Raw genomic sequence first — 17,723 nt, forward strand, 5'->3', positions numbered from 1 at the left:
CGCCGTCAGTTGTCTTCTTCCATCCAGCTCGATCCGTATTGCGTGAGCAGCGCGCTGGCGGCGGGCGGTCCCCACGTACCGGCGGCGTAACGCTTCGGGCCCTTGTGCTGTCGCGACCAGTACGCCTGAATCGGTGCGACCCAGCGCCAAGCCTGCTCCTGCTCGTCGCGTCGCACGAACAGCGCCAGACGACCGTTGATGACGTCGAGCAACAGGCGCTCGTACGCATCCATCCGGTGCCCCTTGAAGAACTGGTCGAACGCCAGATCGAGGTGGACGGATTGCAGATTCATGCCCTCGCCCGGCTGCTTCGCGAGGCAGTACAGACGAATCGATTCGTTCGGTTGAAGACGAATGACGAGACGGTTGACGCCCGGTTGCGCAGTCGCGTCGCCCAGCAGCGGGTACGGCGTCGCGCGATAGTTGACGACGATCTCCGCCACGCGCTCGCCGAGCCGCTTGCCCGTGCGCAGGAAGAACGGCACGCCAGCCCAGCGCCAGTTGTCGATGTCGGCTTTAAGCGCGACAAAGGTTTCCGTCTGGCTGTCCGGCGGCACGCCCGGCTCGTCGATGTACGCGGGCACGGCCGCATTGCGGATCGCGCCGCCGCCATACTGTCCACGCACCACATTGCGCGACACGCTTTCGTCGTCCAGTTGACGCAGCGAGCGCAGCACGCGCAGCTTTTCGTCACGAACGGCGTCGGCGTTCATCGACAGCGGCGGCTCCATCGCGACGATGGCCAGCAGTTGCAGCAAATGGTTCTGCACCATGTCGCGCAGCGCGCCGGTCTGCTCGTAGAACTCGCCGCGTCCCTCGACGCCGATTTCCTCGGCAATCGTGATCTGGATGTTGTCGATCAGCTCGCGACGCCAAAGCGGTTCGAAGATCGCATTGCCGAAGCGCAGGGCCAGCAGGTTCTGCACCGCCTCCTTTCCGAGGTAGTGATCGATGCGGTAAATCTGGTCTTCGCGGAAGATCGCGCCGACAGCGTCGTTGATCGCCTCCGACGACGCCAGATCGTGACCCAGCGGCTTTTCGAGCACGATGCGGCTGTTCTCGTTGAGCTTCGCGCTGCGAAGCCCTTCGCAAATGGGGATGAACAACGACGGCCCGGTCGCCAGATAGAAAATGCGCACGCCGGGACGCTTCGACAGCCGCTCGGCCAGTACGCCGAACTCGTCTTCGCGGCCCAGATCGAGCGGCATGTAGTCGATGGTCGAGAGAAAGCGCTGCCAGGCGTTTTCGTCCCACACGTCGGGCTTGATGTGTCCACGCACATGCTGCTCGCACCACGCGTGGTACCCGGCGGCGTCCATCGGTTTTCGGGCGACGGCGAGGATGCGACCCGCCTCGTTGGCGGTGGTGGTCGAACTCGCCGTTCCGTCCTTCGCATCGTCCGCGCCGAGCTGCCCGGTGCGGAACGCGCGGAACAGCGCGGGAAGGACTTTGCGCAGCGACAAATCGCCGGTAGCGCCGAACAACACAAAGGTATAGGGTGAAGGCGTGTTCATGACAAGACGTCCACGTGTCACTGGGAAAGCGCAACTTTTGACACTGCATTGTAGTTTAACTACACTGCAATTCAACAAAATATCGTGCTTTAACTACATGCCCTCATGGCGTGAGTTACGAAAATTCGCACGCATTCCGCGCTTCCTCCCGCCCCACAACGTCCGTCCCGGGATCCCTCATGACCCAGTCTTCGCATAATGTGTCGCTGCATCCGGTGGTACAACGCGTGACCGAGCGCCTCATCGAGCGCAGCCGGTCGTCCCGTCAGGCCTATCTCGACGGCGTCGCGCGCGCCACGCAGGGGCAACCCGGGCGCGAGAAGATCGGATGCGCGAATCTGGCCCACGCGCTGGCCGCCGCCCCCGCCGACGACCGTCTGAAAATCCGCTCCGAGCGTATGCCGAACATCGGCATCGTCACCGCGTACAACGACATGCTCTCGGCGCACGCGCCCTTCGCCGAATTCCCCGACATCATCAAGTCTGCCGCACGCGCGCATGGTGCGAGCGCGCAGGTCGCCGGTGGCGTGCCCGCCATGTGCGACGGCGTGACGCAAGGCTATGCGGGTATGGAGCTGTCGCTGTTCTCGCGCGACGTGATTGCGCTGGCCTCTATCGTCGCGCTCTCGCATCAGATGTTCGACGCCGCCATGTTCCTCGGCGTGTGTGACAAGATCGTGCCGGGGCTGGTGATCGCCGCGCAGGCTTTCGGCCATCTGCCCGCCGTGTTCAGCCCCGCAGGCCCGATGCCGTCGGGGTTGCCGAACGACGAGAAGTCGCGCATCCGGCAGGAATACGCAGCAGGTCGCGTCACGCGCACCGCCCTGCTCGACGCCGAACTCGCCGCCTATCACGCCGAAGGCACGTGCACGTTCTACGGCACGGCCAATAGCAATCAGATGCTCATGGAATTCATGGGCCTGCATCTGCCCGGGTCGTCGTTCGTCAATCCGCACACGCCGTTGCGACACGCGCTCACACAAGCCGCCACCGCGCGTGCGGTGGCGCTCGCGAAGTCGGGCATCAATACGTCACAGATTCTGGACGAGCGCGCGTTCATCAACGGCGTCGTCGGTCTGCTCGCCACCGGCGGGTCGACGAATCACACGTTGCACCTGGTCGCAATGGCCCATGCTGGCGGCATTCTGCTCGACTGGCAGGACTTCGCCGAGCTGTCGGACGTCACGCCGCTGCTCGCGCACGTCTATCCGAGCGGCAAGGCGGACGTGAACCAGTTTCATGCGGCCGGTGGCCTGAGCTTTCTCATTCGCGAACTGCTCGATGCGGGCTTCTTGCACAACGACGTGACGACCGTCATGGGTCACGGACTGCGTGCCTACACACAGGAGGCCTTCCTGCGCGACGACGTGCTGTCGTGGCAGGAAGCACCGACCGAAAGCCTCGACGAGAACATCGTGCGTCCGGCGTCGCGACCGTTCGCGCCCGAGGGAGGCCTGCGGATGCTCGCAGGCAATCTGGGACGCGCCGTCATCAAGTCGTCCGCCGTCAAGCCCGAACACCAGAAGGTGCGTGCACCGGCGCGCGTGTTCTCCGATCAGGAGTCGGCGCAAGCGGCCTTCAAGGCGGGCGAACTGACGCGCGACGTGATCGTCGTGGTGCGCTTCCAGGGGCCGCGTGCCAACGGCATGCCCGAACTTCACAAGCTAATGCCGATGCTCGGACTCTTGCAGGATGAAGGGCACCATGTCGCGCTGGTCACGGACGGCCGGATGTCCGGCGCATCGGGCAAGGTGCCTGCGGCCATCCACCTGTCGCCCGAAGCGGAGGAAGGCGGCATGCTCGCGCGCGTGCAGGATGGCGACATCATCGAGATCGATTGCGAGACGAATACCCTGCACTGCGAAGTGGATGACGCGACGCTCGCCGCGCGCACGCCCGAACCGGTGCCGCAACGGCCGTTCGATCCGTGGCGCAATATGTTCGCGCTGTTCCGCAACAACGTCGGCACCGCACCGCATGGCGCAAGCGTGTTGTTCAACGACGCGCAGTACCCAAAGCACGACTGATCTCACCGCTAAACGTCAGGCAACTAAGGCGTCAAAAATCTTGACGCCTTTTTTACCTGCGCCTCCCTAGACTGGCCTCGTTGTCACTTCAATCGTCAAAACGACACGTCGCCATGCCCTCAATCGCTCAACGCGCCAGCCTTGAACCTCCTGGTGCGAACGCCACCCCGGCCGATCCCCCGCGCACTTACAGCGCAACGCCCGCTGCCGCTCGCGCATCGGTCACGTCGGCCAACAATGCCGTCGCTGCAACGCCTGCCAGCACGCTGACCACGCTAAGCGCACCGTCCGCTGAGACCGTTTCCGTGGCGCGTCAACGCAATCGATACAACCCGCGCGCGCGCCTCGACGCGACGCTCGACATCACCCTCAGCCGCGCCGCCGTCTCCTCGCTGGCCGTCACGCTGGCGATGAGCTTGCCGCTGCCGTGGCGTGTCGAGACGATTCGTCCGATCCGGCGCGATACGGCGGCTGTGGTGTCGATTGCCTTGCCGCGCGTGGAAGCGGCGCGTGCGATGGACGTCGTCATGCAATCGCTGCCGGAAGCCGAATTCGGCGCATTACGCCTGCGCCCGGCCGTCTGAGACTCTCCCGGCGATCTTCGCCACTACCGATGCTTCAGGTTATGAACACAGCCATCTTCGAAGGCGTGTGGGTTCCGCTCGTCACGCCCATGTCCGGCGCCAATGGCGCCCAGATCGACTACAACGCGTTTGCCCGTCTGGTCGACTATTACCTCGCGGCGGGCGTGAACGGCCTCGTGGTCGCAGGCACTACCGGAGAGGGCACGCTGCTCACCGATGAGGAGCGCCGCCGTCTCGTCGAGACCGCCTGTCACCTCGCCCACGGACACGCGCCAGTGCTCGCCGGTGTCGGTGCGGCCGACACGACGAATGCAGCGCGTCAGATCCGCAGTCTCGACGACCTGCCGCTCGCCGGTTATCTCGTCCCGCCGCCGTACTACCTGCGCCCCTCGCAGGAAGGCATTCTCTGGCACTACCGCACGCTTGCCGCCGGTACGCGCAAGCCGCTCGTGTTGTACAACGTGCCGCTGCGCACCGGCGTCACGCTCGGCGTGGACACGATTCGCGAACTGGCGTCGCACGAGTCGTTCGCCGCCATCAAGGAGTGCGATGCGCACCCGCTCACCCACTTGCCCGCGCAAGTGACGATGCGCGTGCTGTGCGGCGACGACATGCAGATCCTCCCCGCGCTGCGCGCCGGTGCCGTCGGATGTATCTCGGCAGCTGCACACGTGCGCCCGGACCTCTATCTCAAGCTGATGCGCTACGTGCGCGAAGGCGACATGGATCACGCGAACACACTCTTCAACGGCATGAAACCGCTGATCAGGCGACTGTTCTCCGAGCCAAACCCGGTAGCGATCAAAGCGGCCCTCGCATCGCTGGGCTTCTGCCAGGACACCGTGCGCCGCCCGCTCATGCCGTGCACCGCCGCGCTTCGCAAGGACATCGACGCGCAACTGGAAGTCACGATGGCGTTCTGATATCGAGCGCATGCCGCCCCGACGTGGTTCATGACCGCACCTGACAGGACACTCGCAATGGATGAGATCGAACGGCGTCACCGCACCGTCGCCCGTCTGCTGATCAAGCTCTCGGGCACCACGCTGGCAAGGCTCGCTTACGCGACCGGCATCACCGGCAACACGATATCGCGCTGGGTGCACGGCGATCACTGCGCGCTCGGCGCACAAGGCAGAGACAAACTGTTCGCCGCCTTGGGTGTGCGTAGCGACGGCGTCAACATCCGCTTTGCGCCTCGTTCGACGGGCGCGGCGCAACCGGTCTTCCAGATCAGCGGTCTGGTGCAGGCCGAGCGCTTCGCCACACTCGCCGCGCTCACGTCGACGCAATTCGTCGCTGCGCGCGAGACGTCTCAGGGGGGAACGCTGGTGAGCGTGGTCACGGACATCAGCGGGCAGACGACGGCGTTGCTCGTCGGCACCCGCGAGGCGCTCGACGAGCTGTACGCCGAGCTTGGCATCGCGCTCTCGCCCAATCGCCGTTTGGAGGCAGGCCTCCGTCCTTATGGGATGACGGACAAGGCGATGCGTCTACACTCGAACTGACAGCAGATTGCGTAGCAAAGCGCCGATGGCAACCCGTCGGCGATCCATTCTTGGCCCCCCGTCAACTATGGAGCGTTGTCATGACGACAGATCGCATCAACAAGCGCATGAAGGTGTACGCCACCGAGGGCTGGCAGGACACGGGATACAAGGTCGGAGCGCAGAGCGCACCGAAAGTCATTCTGCGAGCGTCCGGTGAGTGGTGCACACGCACGGACGACCGCAAGTTCGGACGTCGCGACGCCAACGGCCGCACACCCAACTCCGGTGCGACGTATCTGCACAAAGTCTCCGGCGACGACGGGTATCCGTATCACGGCCACGACGCCCTCATGGGGCAACTCGTCGGACGCTTCGGCGAGAACGGCGAGCCGTTCCTCGTCGGTAATCAGAAGTCGTTCCGCGTCGAAGGCATGCCAAAGGACGTGTCGCTGTGGCTATGCTGCAACGATCCGCTCGGCAGTGCGAAGAAGGACAACGATGGCGCGCTCGACGTCACCCTCGAACTCGACGACGCACGCGACGTCTTCGCGCCGCGTTCGCAACACTTCGACCGGCCGTCGGGCACCTGGGTCGACGATTGAGCCTCATATTGAAGCCCCATGAAAAAAGCCAGCGGTGAACGAGTCGCCGCTGGCTTCTTTCTTTGACGGCTACCGCCGCCGCGTCACTGCCACCCGAAGCGTCGCGTGAACACGCCTTTCATCAACTGCGTGAGCACGGCGTATGCCAGCAGAATCGCGGCGAGCATCGGGAAGTATGCAAGCGGCAGCGCCTGCATCTTGAAGGTCTCGGCGAACGGCGACAGCGGCAGCATGACGCCGATCAACATCACCGCGCCCGTCATCAGCAGCAACGGCCATGCGGCGCGACTCTGAATGAACGGCAAACTGCGCGTGCGAATCAGGTGCACGATCAGCGTCTGCGACAGCAGCCCTTCGACGAACCAGCCGGACTGGAACAACGTCTGATGCTCGGCGCTGTTCGCACCGAACAGATGCCACATCCCGACGAACGTCAGCACGTCGAAGATCGAACTGATCGGGCCGAAGAACACCATGAAGCGCGACAGATCCGACGGATTCCACTGCTGCGGCTTCGTCAGTTGTTCGGCATCGACGTTATCGAACGGAATCGTCGTCTGCGACAGGTCGTACAGCAAATTCTGCGTGAGCAACTGCAACGGCAGCATCGGCAGGAACGGCAGGAATGCGCTCGCGATCAGCACCGAGAAGACATTGCCGAAGTTCGAGCTGGCCGTCATCTTGATGTACTTGAGCATGTTCGCGAACGTACGGCGTCCCTCGATCACGCCCTGCTCCAGCACCATCAGACTCTTTTCCAACAGGATCAGATCGGCCGCTTCCTTGGCGATGTCGACCGCCGTATCCACCGAAATGCCGATGTCGGCCGCACGCAGTGCCGGGGCGTCGTTGATGCCGTCGCCCATGAAGCCCACGACGTGACCGTTCGCGCGCAGCATGCGCACCAGACGCTCCTTGTGCGCGGGCGTGAGCTTCGCAAAGACGTTGGCGCGCTCGACCGTCTTGGCAAGTTCGGCGTCGCTCATCGCTTCGATGTCGTCGCCCAGCACGCAGGCCGTCACCGGCAAACCGACTTCGCGGCAGACCTTCGCCGTGACGAGATCGTTGTCGCCCGTGAGCACCTTGACGTCCACGCCTGCCGCCGCCAGCGCCTTGAGGGCCGGTGCCGTCGACTCCTTGGGCGGATCGAGGAAGGCGATGTAGCCAACGAGGATGAGTTCGCTTTCGTCCGCGACGTTGTAGCTCTCACGTACCGGCGGCAGATGCCGCGTCGCCACCGCCACCACACGCAGCCCTTCGGCGTTCAGATGCGCCGTGACGCGCCGCAGTTGGGCGAGGACGTCCGGCGTGAGCGGTTCGACATTCGCGCCATGCTGCACGCGATTGCACACCGCCATCACCTCTTCCACTGCGCCCTTGCAGATCAGTTCGTGGTGATCGCCGTTCTCACTCACGACCACCGACATGCGACGACGCTGGAAATCGAACGGAATTTCGTCGATCTTGCGATAGCGATTGACCACGTCCAGACGCTGATGCAACTCGGCGTGATTGAGCACGGCGACGTCGAGCAGGTTCTTCAGACCGGTCTGGTAGAAGCTGTTGAGGTACGCGTACTCGAGGACGTCTTCGGAGAAGTTGCCCCACACGTCGGTGTGACGTTCCAGACAGATCTTGTCCTGCGTGAGCGTGCCTGTCTTGTCGGTGCAGAGTACATCCATCGCGCCGAAGTTCTGGATCGCGTCGAGTCGTTTGACGATCACCTTCTTGCGCGAGAGCACGACCGCGCCCTTGGCGAGCGTGGCCGTCACGATCATCGGCAGCATTTCGGGCGTGAGGCCGACCGCTACCGACAGCGCAAAGAGCGACGCTTCGAGCCAGTCGTGCTTCGTGAAGCCGTTGATGAGCAGGACGATGGGCGTCATGACCAGCATGAAGCGGATGAGCACCCACGACACACGATTCACGCCTTGCTGGAACGACGTGACGGTCGGTTGCTGCGCGGTCACGCGCTGCGCCAGTGAGCCGAAGAAAGTGCGACCGCCCGTGGCGACGACAACGGCCGTGGCCGAGCCACTCACCACGTTCGTCCCCATGAAGGCGAGGTTGTCGTACGCGAGCGGGTTGCTGCCGCCGGACTCGCACGGATGCGCGAATTTCTCGACGGGCAATGCTTCGCCCGTGAGCGCCGACTGCGAGACGAACAGGTCTTTGGCGGTGAGGATGCGCACGTCGGCCGGAATCATGTCGCCCGCTGCGAGCAGCACGATATCGCCGGGCACGAGGTCCGCCAGCGCGATTTCACGGCCCATGCGTCCGAGGCGACGCACATTCTCCGGCTCGGCAGCGCCGTCGATCAACGGCGCACGGCGCAGCACGGTCGCCGTGGTACTCACCATCGCCTTCAGCTTCTCCGCCGCCTTGTTGGAGCGGGCTTCCTGCACAAATCGCAACACCGTGGAAATGATCACCATCGACGCGATGATGATCGTTCCCTCGGTGTCGTCGGTCGCGTAAGACACAGCGGCCAGTGCAGTGAGCAGCAGATTGAACGGATTGCGGTAGCAGTTAAAGAGATGACGCCACCAGGGCAGCGGCTTTTCATGCTCGACCTCGTTGGGGCCGACGTGCGCGCGCACCGTGGCGGCTTCGTCGTCGGACAGCCCGTCGCGCGTGGTGCGCAGACGCGCAAGCAGGTCCGGCCCGGCGTCGCGTGCGGCTTCGACCAGACCGGGTGGTGCCTCGTGGCCATGCGCTGGCGCATCGAGGGTTTCGAGCATGTCGCGGCGACGGAAGAAGCGCAGGCCGAGGCGCGCGCCAAGCACCGCAATCAGTCGCTCGCTGAGCGTGAGAGCTTGTTGCATGGATACATCCTGAAATGGCTTGCGAGGCACCGGAGAACCCCCGGCGCCTCACGTAACGACGGAAAGACGCGGGGTCAGTCTTGCTTGGCCGTCTCGCGATGGCGCACGAACGAACGCAGCCATTGCCCGGCACGCGTCAGCACACCGGTGCGCGCCACATCATGGGCGACGTCGGCATGCGGATCGACGTGGTAGTGATGCAGGCACTGGGACGGCAGCATCAGGGCTTGCGGATTGCCTCCGCGCAGGGTCATGGAGTAACGGAACACGATGAATCTCCCGGCCGCACGGCACCTGGCCGACGTGAGCGGCGGGTTCGCGTTTCATGCAAAACACGCGAACGCACACGCACGACGGGGCAGCCCGAACGGCAGACGTAAGACTTAATAAGGGAGCGTGCTACGAAAGACGGACGCTATCGGTACGACCCAACAAAACCCTTCGTCGCGCGAGTGCTGCGGCGAAAGGGTGAAGGCATTCGACAGGTACATCTGAGGTGCGCGCCAACCCGACTATGCGAGTTAGCGGCTGGGAAGATCCCGGGGACTAACTCGCGGTGATGGTGTCGACTTCGGTCGACCGGCAACTACCACTAGAACTACTGTCCACGGAAGGACCTCCTGAGAGCTATGACGGCGCGATTCTACCTCCGAGAGCGTCGAAAGAAAAGTGACAATTCAAGGTGTTACAAAAAGATGACAAATGGCACTTTCCTCGCGGCAACGGGTCATTCAGAATCTGTCACGCAATCGTCACAAACCGTCAACCGGCGGCCGTTGAGGCGCCGGCACCGCTAAAGCGTCCGGCCGCACGCTCGGCCTCCGGCAGGCATTCGTCCCCCCCGGAGTTCATGGATTCGCTCAACCGCGCCCTCTTTCTTGCGATCAACGCCTCGCCCAATGTGAGCGAAGGCGAATTGGCCATCGCCGTCTTCATCGCCAAGTATCTGATCCTGCTGCTGCCGGTGGGCCTCGTCACGCTGTGGCTCGCGGGTGGACGCGACCGCGAAGGCGCGGTGCACGGCCTGCTGGGCGTGGGGTTCGTGCTGCTGATCAACTTCGTCATCGGACTCGCCTGGTTCGAACCGCGCCCGTTCGTCGTCGGCCTCGGCACGAATCTGCTCGCCCACGCGCCGACGAGCGCCTTCCCGAGCAATCATGGCTCGATCATGTTCACGTCGGCGTTCGTGCTGATGGGTACGGTGGCCCGCACGCCGCGTCTGCTCGGCAAGCTCCTTCTGATTTGCGCGCTGCCGGTGTGCTGGGCGCGCATCTACCTCGGCGTGCACTGGCCGGTCGATATGGTGGGCGCGCTGGTCGTGTCGCTGGTCGTCGCGCTCATCATGCGCACGGCGAGCGCGCGCGAGACGAGCCGTATCGTCGCAGCGATTCTCGAAGGCATCTATCGTCGCCTGATGGCATGGCCGATTTCGCGCGGCTGGCTGCGTCGCTGAGCGGGGAATTGCAGGACTTGCGGGGGAGATGACTGGGAGACTCGGGAGATCCGAATCTCCCAATGGTGCTGCGGAGAAGGGAATTAGCGGTGATATTCGCCAGCGGCTTCAGGCTGGTAGTCGAGGCCGAGCAGTTCCAGCTCGATGAGATGACCGCCCGGCACTTGCCAGTGAATCGACTGACCAACACGCAAGCCCAGCAGCGCGCTGCCGACCGGCGCCAATACCGAAATGCCGTTTTCCGTGGCGGCGAGATGCTGCGGATACACGAGCGTCACGCGGTGCTCCTGCTGCGTGCTCAGATCGCGATAGCGCACCACCGAATTCATCGTGGCGACATCGGCCGGCATTTGCTCCGGCTCGACGACGCTCGCCCGGGCGAGCTCTGTTTCGAGTGCCTCCACATACGGCAGGGCCGTGCGCGGCGCATTCTCGATGACCGAATAAAGACGATCGAGGTCGAGAGACGAGACAGTGATCGAAGGACGTTGTGCGTTGACGGTGGACATGTCGAAGGGCCTTGAATTTCCTTGGCGTTGAGAAAGTTGCCTTCAATCTAACAGAAGCCCCCGGCCGCGAGAAGTCCCGGACTTTGACGCCATCCGCTAGAATCGACGCATTAAGGTGAATAGGCCTATGCGCCGCAAAGCTGAAGTCATGTCCGAAAACACTACGAATGTCGCGCTGTTCGAGCGCGCCCAGCAAACCATTCCCGGCGGTGTGAACTCGCCCGTGCGCGCCTTCCGCTCGGTCGGCGGCACGCCGCGCTTCATTGCCCGCGCACAAGGCCCCTACATGTGGGACGCCGAAGGCGTGCGCTACATCGACTACATCGGCTCGTGGGGCCCGATGATCGTCGGCCACCTGCATCCGGACGTCGTCGCCGCCGTGCAAACGGCCATGTCGCAAGGCTTCAGCTTCGGCGCACCGACGGAAGCCGAAGTCGTGATGGCCGAAGAAATCTGCCGTCTCGTGCCGTCCATCGAGCAAGTGCGTCTGGTGTCCTCGGGCACCGAAGCCACGATGAGCGCGCTGCGTCTGGCACGCGGCTTTACGGGCCGCAACAAGATCGTCAAGTTCGAAGGCTGCTACCACGGTCACGCCGACAGCCTGCTGGTGAAGGCCGGTTCGGGTCTGCTGACGTTTGCCGACTCCACGCGTAACGCGCCGTCCTCGGCCGGTGTGCCGCCCGAAGTCACGCGCGACACGCTCGTCCTCGAATACAACAACGTCGAACAGCTGCGTGAATTGTTCGCCGGTCAGGGCGGCGAGATCGCGGCCGTGATCGTCGAGCCGGTCGCGGGCAATATGAATCTCGTGCGCGGTTCGCGTCACTTCCTCCAGACGCTGCGCGAGCTGTGCACCGCGCACGGCGCCGTGCTGATCTTCGACGAAGTGATGTGCGGTTTCCGCGTCGGTCTGGGCGGCGCGCAGGCGCTTTACGGCATTACGGCCGACCTGACGTGTCTGGGCAAGGTGATCGGTGGCGGCATGCCCGCAGCCGCATTCGGTGGGCGCCGCGACATCATGTCGCATCTGGCACCGCTCGGAGGCGTCTATCAGGCGGGCACGCTCTCGGGTAACCCGCTGGCAGTCGCCGCCGGGCTCGCCACGCTCAAGCTGATTCAAGCCCCCGGCTTCTACGAGGATCTCGCCAAGCGCACCTCGAAGCTCGTGAGCGGTCTTGTCGATGCCGCGCAGGCCGCCGGTGTGCCGTTCTCCGGCGACAGCGTCGGCGGCATGTTCGGTCTGTACTTCCGCGCCAACGTGCCGCAGAGCTTTGCCGAAGTGACGACGTCGGACGTCGCGCGCTTCAACAAGTTCTTCCACGCCATGCTCGATCGCGGCGTCTACCTCGCACCGAGCGCGTTCGAAGCCGGTTTCGTATCGGCCACGCACGACGACACGATCATCGATGCGACGATTGACGCCGCGCGCGACGCGTTTGGGACGATTGCGTGATCGCGTCCGCAAGCTCGCCTACCATTTGCACTGTGGTTCGTGCCACGTTTTGCGCAGTCTGCCGGATGTCCGTCCGGTCATAACAAGGGGAAAACGTCATGCAAATGCTACTGCCGATCCTTCGTCGTCAGTCCTGGGTGCGATGGCTCGCGCTGGGATTGCTCGCGTCGCTGCTGTCCTCCTGCGGATACAACGAAATTCAGGTCAAGGACGAAGCGGTCAAAGCGTCGTGGAGCGAGGTCGTCAACCAGTACCAGCGACGTGCCGATCTGGTGCCGAACCTGGTGAACACGGTCAAGGGCTACGCGTCGCACGAGCAGGCCACGCTCACCGAAGTGATCAACGCCCGCGCCAAGGCGACGAGCATCACGGTCACGCCGGAGACGCTCAACGATCCCGAAGCGTTCAAGCGCTTCCAGCAAGCGCAGGGTGAGCTCTCGGGCGCACTCTCGCGCCTGATGGCCGTCTCGGAGAACTATCCGAACCTGAAGGCGGACGGCCTGTTCCGCGACCTGCAATCGCAGCTCGAAGGCACGGAAAACCGCATCACGGTTGCGCGCAATCGTTACATCCAGTCCGTACAGGACTACAACGTGTATGTGCGTCAGTTCCCGAACAATCTGACAGCCAAGATGTTCGGTTACGGCACGAAGCCGAACTTCACCGTGGATAACGAGAAGGCCATTTCCACGGCACCGGCCGTCAAGTTCTGAGGCCGCGGCAATGACAGCGCTCATGCAACCGAAGCGCTTTGTGTGGGCGTTGTGGGCACTCGCGCTGGCCAGTCTGTGCTGGCTGGCGCTGCCCGCAAGCGCAGAAGCGCTGGTGGCGGTGCCTGCTCTGACGGCGCGCGTGACCGATCTGACCGGCACGCTCACCGCCGAGCAGCGCAACGCACTTGAGGCGCAGCTCGCGCAATACGAGCAGCAACGCGGCAGCCAGATCTTCGTGCTGATGCTGCCGAGCACCGCGCCCGAGACCATCGATCAGTACAGCATCCGTGTCGCCGACGCCTGGAAGGCGGGCCGCAAGGGTGTGGACGATGGCGTCATCATGCTCATCGCGAAGGACAACCCGAACGACCTGCGCAAGATGCGCATTGAGGTCGGACGCGGCGTGCAAGGCTCGCTCACCGACGCCATTTCGGGCCGCATTCTGCGCGACGTGATGGCACCGTACTTCCGCAATGGCGACTTCTTCGGTGGCATCGCGGCGGGGACGGCGGCGGTACAGGCGGCCATGAACAATGAGGCGTTGCCCGCACCGAATCTGCCGTCCACACGCGCACCGCACTCCGATTTGTCCGATTTTCTGCCGCTGCTCTTCATCGTCTTCATCATCGCGATGGTGGTGATCATGGAAGGCCGTCGGCGCTTCAGCGGTCCCGGCTTGCCGAGCGACCCCAACGACCCGCGCTCGCGCGTGCTCACCGGTCAGCGCGGACGCATCGGCCCCGGTGGTTTCGGTGGCATCGGTGGTATTGGTGGCGGCATCGGCGGTGGACTCGGCGGTGGCTGGGGACGTAACGACGGCGGCGGCTTCGACGGCGGGGGTGGCGGTGGTGGTTTTGGCGGCGGCGGCGGTTTCGACGGCGGCGGCTCGTCCGGCAACTGGTGAAGACGATGACGACAGCACACGAACCGGCAGTCGCACTGCATCCGAAACCGCACGATGTGTCGCGCTGGCTGCGTCACGCAGGCACCTGGCGCGCGCATGCCCGCTGGCTATTCCCCGACAACGCACTCGACACGCTCGAAGCCTCGATCCGCGAATCCGAATCGGAGCATCGTTGTGAAATCCGGCTGGTGATCGAAGCGGCCATGCCGCTCGCCAACGTGTGGCGTGGGCAAACGTGCCGTCAACGCGCCGTTCAACTGTTTCACCATCTGGGTGTCGCGCATACTAGCGAGCGCACAGGCATACTGCTGTACATCAACATCGCCGATCACGATATCGAGCTGATCGCCGACAAGGGCGTCAATGCGCTGGTGGACGATGCCAAGTGGGAAGCCGTCGTGAAGCAGATGAGCGCCGGGTTTCGCGATGAACGCTACGTCCAGAGCGTGCTCGACGCACTGAACACCCTGCGCGGCATTGCGCGCGAATCCCTGCCAGCCCGTGCTGGCGCAGCCCCGGACAATGCGCTGACCGACCGGCCGCTGATGCTCTGACGATCTCACGTCTCATGTTTTCCGATCAGGATTTTGACTACATGCGCCGTGCGCTGGCCCTGGCCGAGCGCGCGATGTTCACTACGACGCCGAACCCGCGCGTGGGCTGCGTCATCGTGCAGGACGGCCGTGTCATCGGCGAAGGCTTCACCCAGCCCGCCGGGCAGGATCACGCCGAAGTGCAGGCCATGAAGGACGCGCGTGTGCGCGGCGAATCGGTGCGCGGCGCGACGGCCTACGTCACGCTGGAACCGTGCAGCCATTACGGCCGCACGCCGCCGTGCGCCAAGGGGCTCATCGAAGCGGGCGTAAAGCGTGTGATCGCCGCAATGGAAGATCCCAACCCGCTCGTCGCCGGGCGTGGTCTGGGTATGCTGCGCGACGCCGGTATCGACGTGCGCTGCGGTTTGCTGGAGAACGAAGCACGCGAGATGAACATCGGGTTCATCGCGCGCATGACGCGCGGCACGCCGTGGGTGCGCATGAAAGTGGCGGCGAGTCTCGACGGCAAGACGGCGTTGCACAACGGCGTGAGTCAGTGGCTGACCGGCCCGGCCGCACGCGCCGATGGCCATGCATGGCGCGCACGCGCCTGCGCGATTCTCACGGGCATCGGCACCGTGCGCGAAGACGATCCGTCGCTGACGGTGCGCGAGGTGGAGACGACGCGTCAGCCACTGCGTATCGTCGTCGACTCCCGTCTGGACATCGCCCCGACCGCCAAGGTGCTGGCCGGTGGCAACGCGCTTGTAGTTTGCGCCAACGGCGATGCGGATCGTGTGGCGCGGTTGCACGATCTGGGCGTCGACGTGCTCGATCTGCCCAACGCCAGCGGCAAGGTCGAACTGCCCGCACTACTGCGTGCGCTGGGCGAGCGTCAGTTCAACGAAATCCACGTGGAAGCCGGTTACAAGCTCAACGGTTCGCTGCTGCGCGAAGGGTGCGTGGACGAACTGCTGACGTACTTCGCGCCGAGCATCGTCGGCGACGCGCAAGGCATGTTCAACCTGCCCGCCCTCACCTCGCTCGACGACAAGCTCGCGCTGACGTTCACCGACGTGCGCATGATCGAGACCGATCTGCGCGTGATGGCCCGGGTGAAGCGGGACTGAAGCGGGACTGAAGCGAGACCGACAGCGATCGGATCGCAGAAATAGAAAGCGGGGCGCGCCATGTGGCGCGCCCCGTTTTTCATGGCACGGCGGAAACGACTGCCGCACTCACCGCCTAATGCCTCAGACGTGGAAACCCACGCGACCGAGCGATTCCATCTCGACCGACACGTACTGACCCGGCTGGATGTACTCGGCCGGTGTCGCGCCGCCCGCCATCACGATCCAGCCCGCCTGCAACGGTTCGCCAGCCGCCGCCGACAGACGCGCCGCCGCCACGAGCGAGCGCAGCGGATGACCCAGCAGCGCCGCCGTCGAACCGACCTGCACAGTGCGGCCGTTGATCGACATCGCCAGCCCCAGATTCGAGAAATCGACATGCGGGCTATGCCACGCGCCGATCACGAAGCCGCTGGACGACGCGTTGTCGGCAATCACTTCCGGCAACGTGAACTTGAAGTCCTTGTAGCGCGAGTCGATGATCTCGATGGCCGGTGCGATTGCCTCGACCGCTGCCAGCGCCTGCGGCCCGGTAACGTTGCCTTCGAGCGGCTTCTTCAGAATGAAGGCGATTTCCGGCTCGACGCGCGGATGCACGTAACGCTTGAAGTCGATGGACGTGCCCTCTTCGATCTGCATGCCGGACGTCAGACGCCCCCAGATCACATCGGACAGCCCCATCTGAATCATCTTCGCGCGGCTGGTGAATCCCATCTTCACGCCGACGCGCGTCTCGCCACGCTCGGCACGGCGCGCCAGCGAGGCGGCCTGAATGGCATAGGCGTCGTCGAGCGACAAACGGTTATCGGTGTCGAACTGTTCGACTTCGTGGGCGAAATGCGCTGCGTCGTCGAGCAGCTTGGCGTAATCGTTGATGTGGCTCATCGTGCAGCCTCGCTGGCAGGTTCAAAGACGGCGCGGACCGAGCCCAGGCCATTGATGCGGGTCTCGAAGATATCGCCCGGGGTGACGGCGGCCATCGGACCGAGGGCGCCCGAAAGCACCAGATCGCCCGCCTTGAGCGGCGTACCCACCGCAGCCATCGTGCGCGCGAGCCACACCACGGCGTTGATCGGGCTGCCCAGACAGGCCGCGCCTGCGCCGACCGAGACCGGCTCGCCGCGACGCTCAAGCACCATGCCGCACATGCGGACGTCGAATTCCGAGAGCTTCTTCGGCGTGTTGCCGATCACATAAGCCGACGACGATGCGTTATCGGCAATCGTGTCGGTGATACGGATATTCCAGTCGGCCACGCGGCTGCCGACGATTTCCAGCGCGGGCAACGCGTACTCGATGGCATTCAGCACATCCAGCTGGCCCGGATTTTCGACGTTCAGATCGCGGCCAATCACGAACGCGATCTCGGCTTCGATCTTCGGTTGCGTGAGGATCGAGGCCGGAATCGGTTCGCCGTCGCCATAGCCCATGTCGTCGAACAACAGGCCGAAGTCAGGCTGATCGACGCCGAGTTGCTTCTGCACAGCGACCGACGTCAGACCGATCTTGCAGCCGACGATACGACGGCCAGCCGCGAGGCGTCGCTCGGTGTTGATGCGCTGGATGGCGTAGGCGTCGTCGATGGTGAGCGGTGCAAACGTGTCACGCAGCGGGGCGATGAAGCGGTGCGAGCGTTCGGCTTCGAGCAGCGCGTCGGCGGCCTGCTGGAGACGCGCCTGAGTGGCGGCGTCGCGTTGGATGGCGTGGCTCATTACGCGCCCGCCTTGGCCGGCGCTGCCGGCTCGTCTTTCGTGCGCTCGCCCACGGCCCAGTGGGCGGCCGGTACCTGCGTCGCAAAGACGCGAATCGATTCGAGCGGCGCGCCGAGCGTCTCGTGCACGGTGCGCGCCACGGCCTTCACGCAGGCCTTGACGGCAGCGTCATCGCGGCCCTCGATCAGGTTGATATGTACGATTGGCATGATGCTGTCTCCTGAAATTGCTCGATAGAGCGGCTTCGTGCAGGGATGATGCGCCCGCGACG

General features: G+C 64.2%; 18 protein-coding genes. 11 read left to right on the plus strand and 7 right to left on the minus strand.

Annotation, left to right across the window (positions count from 1 at the left end; genetic code table 11):
- Positions 1-5: 5 nt before the first annotated feature.
- Positions 6-1,514, minus strand: a complete 1,509-nt coding sequence (gene zwf / locus ACIQWO_RS19875; RefSeq protein ID WP_402827879.1) for a glucose-6-phosphate dehydrogenase — start codon at positions 1,512-1,514, stop codon at positions 6-8.
- A gap of 179 nt (positions 1,515-1,693) precedes the next feature.
- Here zwf and edd point away from each other — a divergent pair, with 179 nt between their 5' ends.
- From edd to ACIQWO_RS19900, 5 genes are all read left to right on the plus strand, one after another.
- Positions 1,694-3,541, plus strand: a complete 1,848-nt coding sequence (gene edd, locus ACIQWO_RS19880) for a phosphogluconate dehydratase (RefSeq protein WP_402827882.1) — start codon at positions 1,694-1,696, stop codon at positions 3,539-3,541.
- 113 nt (positions 3,542-3,654) lie between these two features.
- The gene (locus tag ACIQWO_RS19885; protein WP_402827885.1) at positions 3,655-4,125 is read left to right on the plus strand and encodes a hypothetical protein; all 471 of its coding nucleotides are present in this window, start codon (positions 3,655-3,657) and stop codon (positions 4,123-4,125) included.
- A gap of 41 nt (positions 4,126-4,166) precedes the next feature.
- Positions 4,167-5,048, plus strand: a complete 882-nt coding sequence (gene dapA / locus ACIQWO_RS19890) for a 4-hydroxy-tetrahydrodipicolinate synthase (RefSeq protein WP_174990219.1) — start codon at positions 4,167-4,169, stop codon at positions 5,046-5,048.
- 57 nt (positions 5,049-5,105) lie between these two features.
- Entirely contained in the window at positions 5,106-5,633 is a 528-nt protein-coding gene (locus tag ACIQWO_RS19895) for a hypothetical protein (RefSeq protein WP_402827890.1), read from the plus strand.
- An 80-nt stretch (positions 5,634-5,713) separates the two neighbouring features.
- The gene (locus ACIQWO_RS19900) at positions 5,714-6,217 is read left to right on the plus strand and encodes a hypothetical protein (RefSeq protein ID WP_402827893.1); all 504 of its coding nucleotides are present in this window, start codon (positions 5,714-5,716) and stop codon (positions 6,215-6,217) included.
- Between the two features lie 83 nt (positions 6,218-6,300).
- Here ACIQWO_RS19900 and mgtA read toward each other — a convergent pair whose 3' ends face one another.
- Entirely contained in the window at positions 6,301-9,042 is a 2,742-nt protein-coding gene (gene mgtA, locus ACIQWO_RS19905) for a magnesium-translocating P-type ATPase (protein ID WP_402827895.1), read from the minus strand.
- Between the two features lie 74 nt (positions 9,043-9,116).
- Positions 9,117-9,311, minus strand: a complete 195-nt coding sequence (locus ACIQWO_RS19910) for a hypothetical protein (RefSeq protein WP_402827897.1) — start codon at positions 9,309-9,311, stop codon at positions 9,117-9,119.
- A 581-nt stretch (positions 9,312-9,892) separates the two neighbouring features.
- Between ACIQWO_RS19910 and ACIQWO_RS19915 the strand changes: the two genes are divergently transcribed.
- The gene (locus ACIQWO_RS19915) at positions 9,893-10,495 is read left to right on the plus strand and encodes a phosphatase PAP2 family protein (RefSeq protein ID WP_402827900.1); all 603 of its coding nucleotides are present in this window, start codon (positions 9,893-9,895) and stop codon (positions 10,493-10,495) included.
- Positions 10,496-10,578: 83 nt separating this feature from the next.
- Here the strand turns inward: ACIQWO_RS19915 and rnk are convergent, their stop codons facing one another.
- Positions 10,579-11,004 (minus strand): nucleoside diphosphate kinase regulator, encoded by a 426-nt coding sequence (rnk, locus tag ACIQWO_RS19920; RefSeq protein WP_150738798.1) that lies wholly within the window; start codon positions 11,002-11,004, stop codon positions 10,579-10,581.
- A 148-nt stretch (positions 11,005-11,152) separates the two neighbouring features.
- On the opposite strand from rnk, the gene hemL reads away from it, so the two are divergent.
- The 5 genes from hemL (at position 11,153) to ribD (ending at position 15,740) form a co-directional block, all read left to right on the plus strand.
- Positions 11,153-12,457, plus strand: a complete 1,305-nt coding sequence (gene hemL, locus ACIQWO_RS19925) for a glutamate-1-semialdehyde 2,1-aminomutase (protein WP_402827904.1) — start codon at positions 11,153-11,155, stop codon at positions 12,455-12,457.
- 98 nt (positions 12,458-12,555) lie between these two features.
- Positions 12,556-13,170 carry a LemA family protein gene (locus ACIQWO_RS19930; RefSeq protein WP_039400290.1) on the plus strand — a complete coding sequence of 205 codons (615 nt, stop codon included), beginning with the start codon at positions 12,556-12,558 and terminating at the stop codon, positions 13,168-13,170.
- Between the two features lie 10 nt (positions 13,171-13,180).
- Entirely contained in the window at positions 13,181-14,074 is an 894-nt protein-coding gene (locus ACIQWO_RS19935; protein WP_402827908.1) for a TPM domain-containing protein, read from the plus strand.
- 5 nt (positions 14,075-14,079) lie between these two features.
- Positions 14,080-14,628 (plus strand): TPM domain-containing protein, encoded by a 549-nt coding sequence (locus ACIQWO_RS19940; protein WP_402827911.1) that lies wholly within the window; start codon positions 14,080-14,082, stop codon positions 14,626-14,628.
- A 14-nt stretch (positions 14,629-14,642) separates the two neighbouring features.
- Entirely contained in the window at positions 14,643-15,740 is a 1,098-nt protein-coding gene (ribD, locus tag ACIQWO_RS19945; RefSeq protein WP_402827914.1) for a bifunctional diaminohydroxyphosphoribosylaminopyrimidine deaminase/5-amino-6-(5-phosphoribosylamino)uracil reductase RibD, read from the plus strand.
- Positions 15,741-15,863: 123 nt separating this feature from the next.
- Here ribD and ACIQWO_RS19950 read toward each other — a convergent pair whose 3' ends face one another.
- Genes ACIQWO_RS19950 through ACIQWO_RS19960 form a run of 3 tightly spaced genes read right to left on the minus strand, consistent with a single transcriptional unit; the run spans position 15,864 to position 17,661 of the window.
- Complete coding sequence (locus tag ACIQWO_RS19950; RefSeq protein ID WP_150810587.1) at positions 15,864-16,625, minus strand: 2-keto-4-pentenoate hydratase; 762 nt, start codon at positions 16,623-16,625, stop codon at positions 15,864-15,866.
- Complete coding sequence (locus ACIQWO_RS19955; RefSeq protein ID WP_402827919.1) at positions 16,622-17,452, minus strand: 2-keto-4-pentenoate hydratase; 831 nt, start codon at positions 17,450-17,452, stop codon at positions 16,622-16,624. The genes ACIQWO_RS19950 and ACIQWO_RS19955 overlap by 4 nt, the downstream gene beginning before the upstream one ends.
- Positions 17,452-17,661: a tautomerase family protein gene (locus ACIQWO_RS19960; protein WP_039400297.1), complete on the minus strand. Its 210-nt coding sequence runs from the start codon at positions 17,659-17,661 to the stop codon at positions 17,452-17,454. The genes ACIQWO_RS19955 and ACIQWO_RS19960 overlap by 1 nt, the downstream gene beginning before the upstream one ends.
- Positions 17,662-17,723: the final 62 nt, after the last annotated feature.

This window comes from Pandoraea sp. NPDC090278 (genome assembly GCF_044772185.1).
Classification (GTDB): Bacteria; Pseudomonadota; Gammaproteobacteria; order Burkholderiales; family Burkholderiaceae; genus Pandoraea.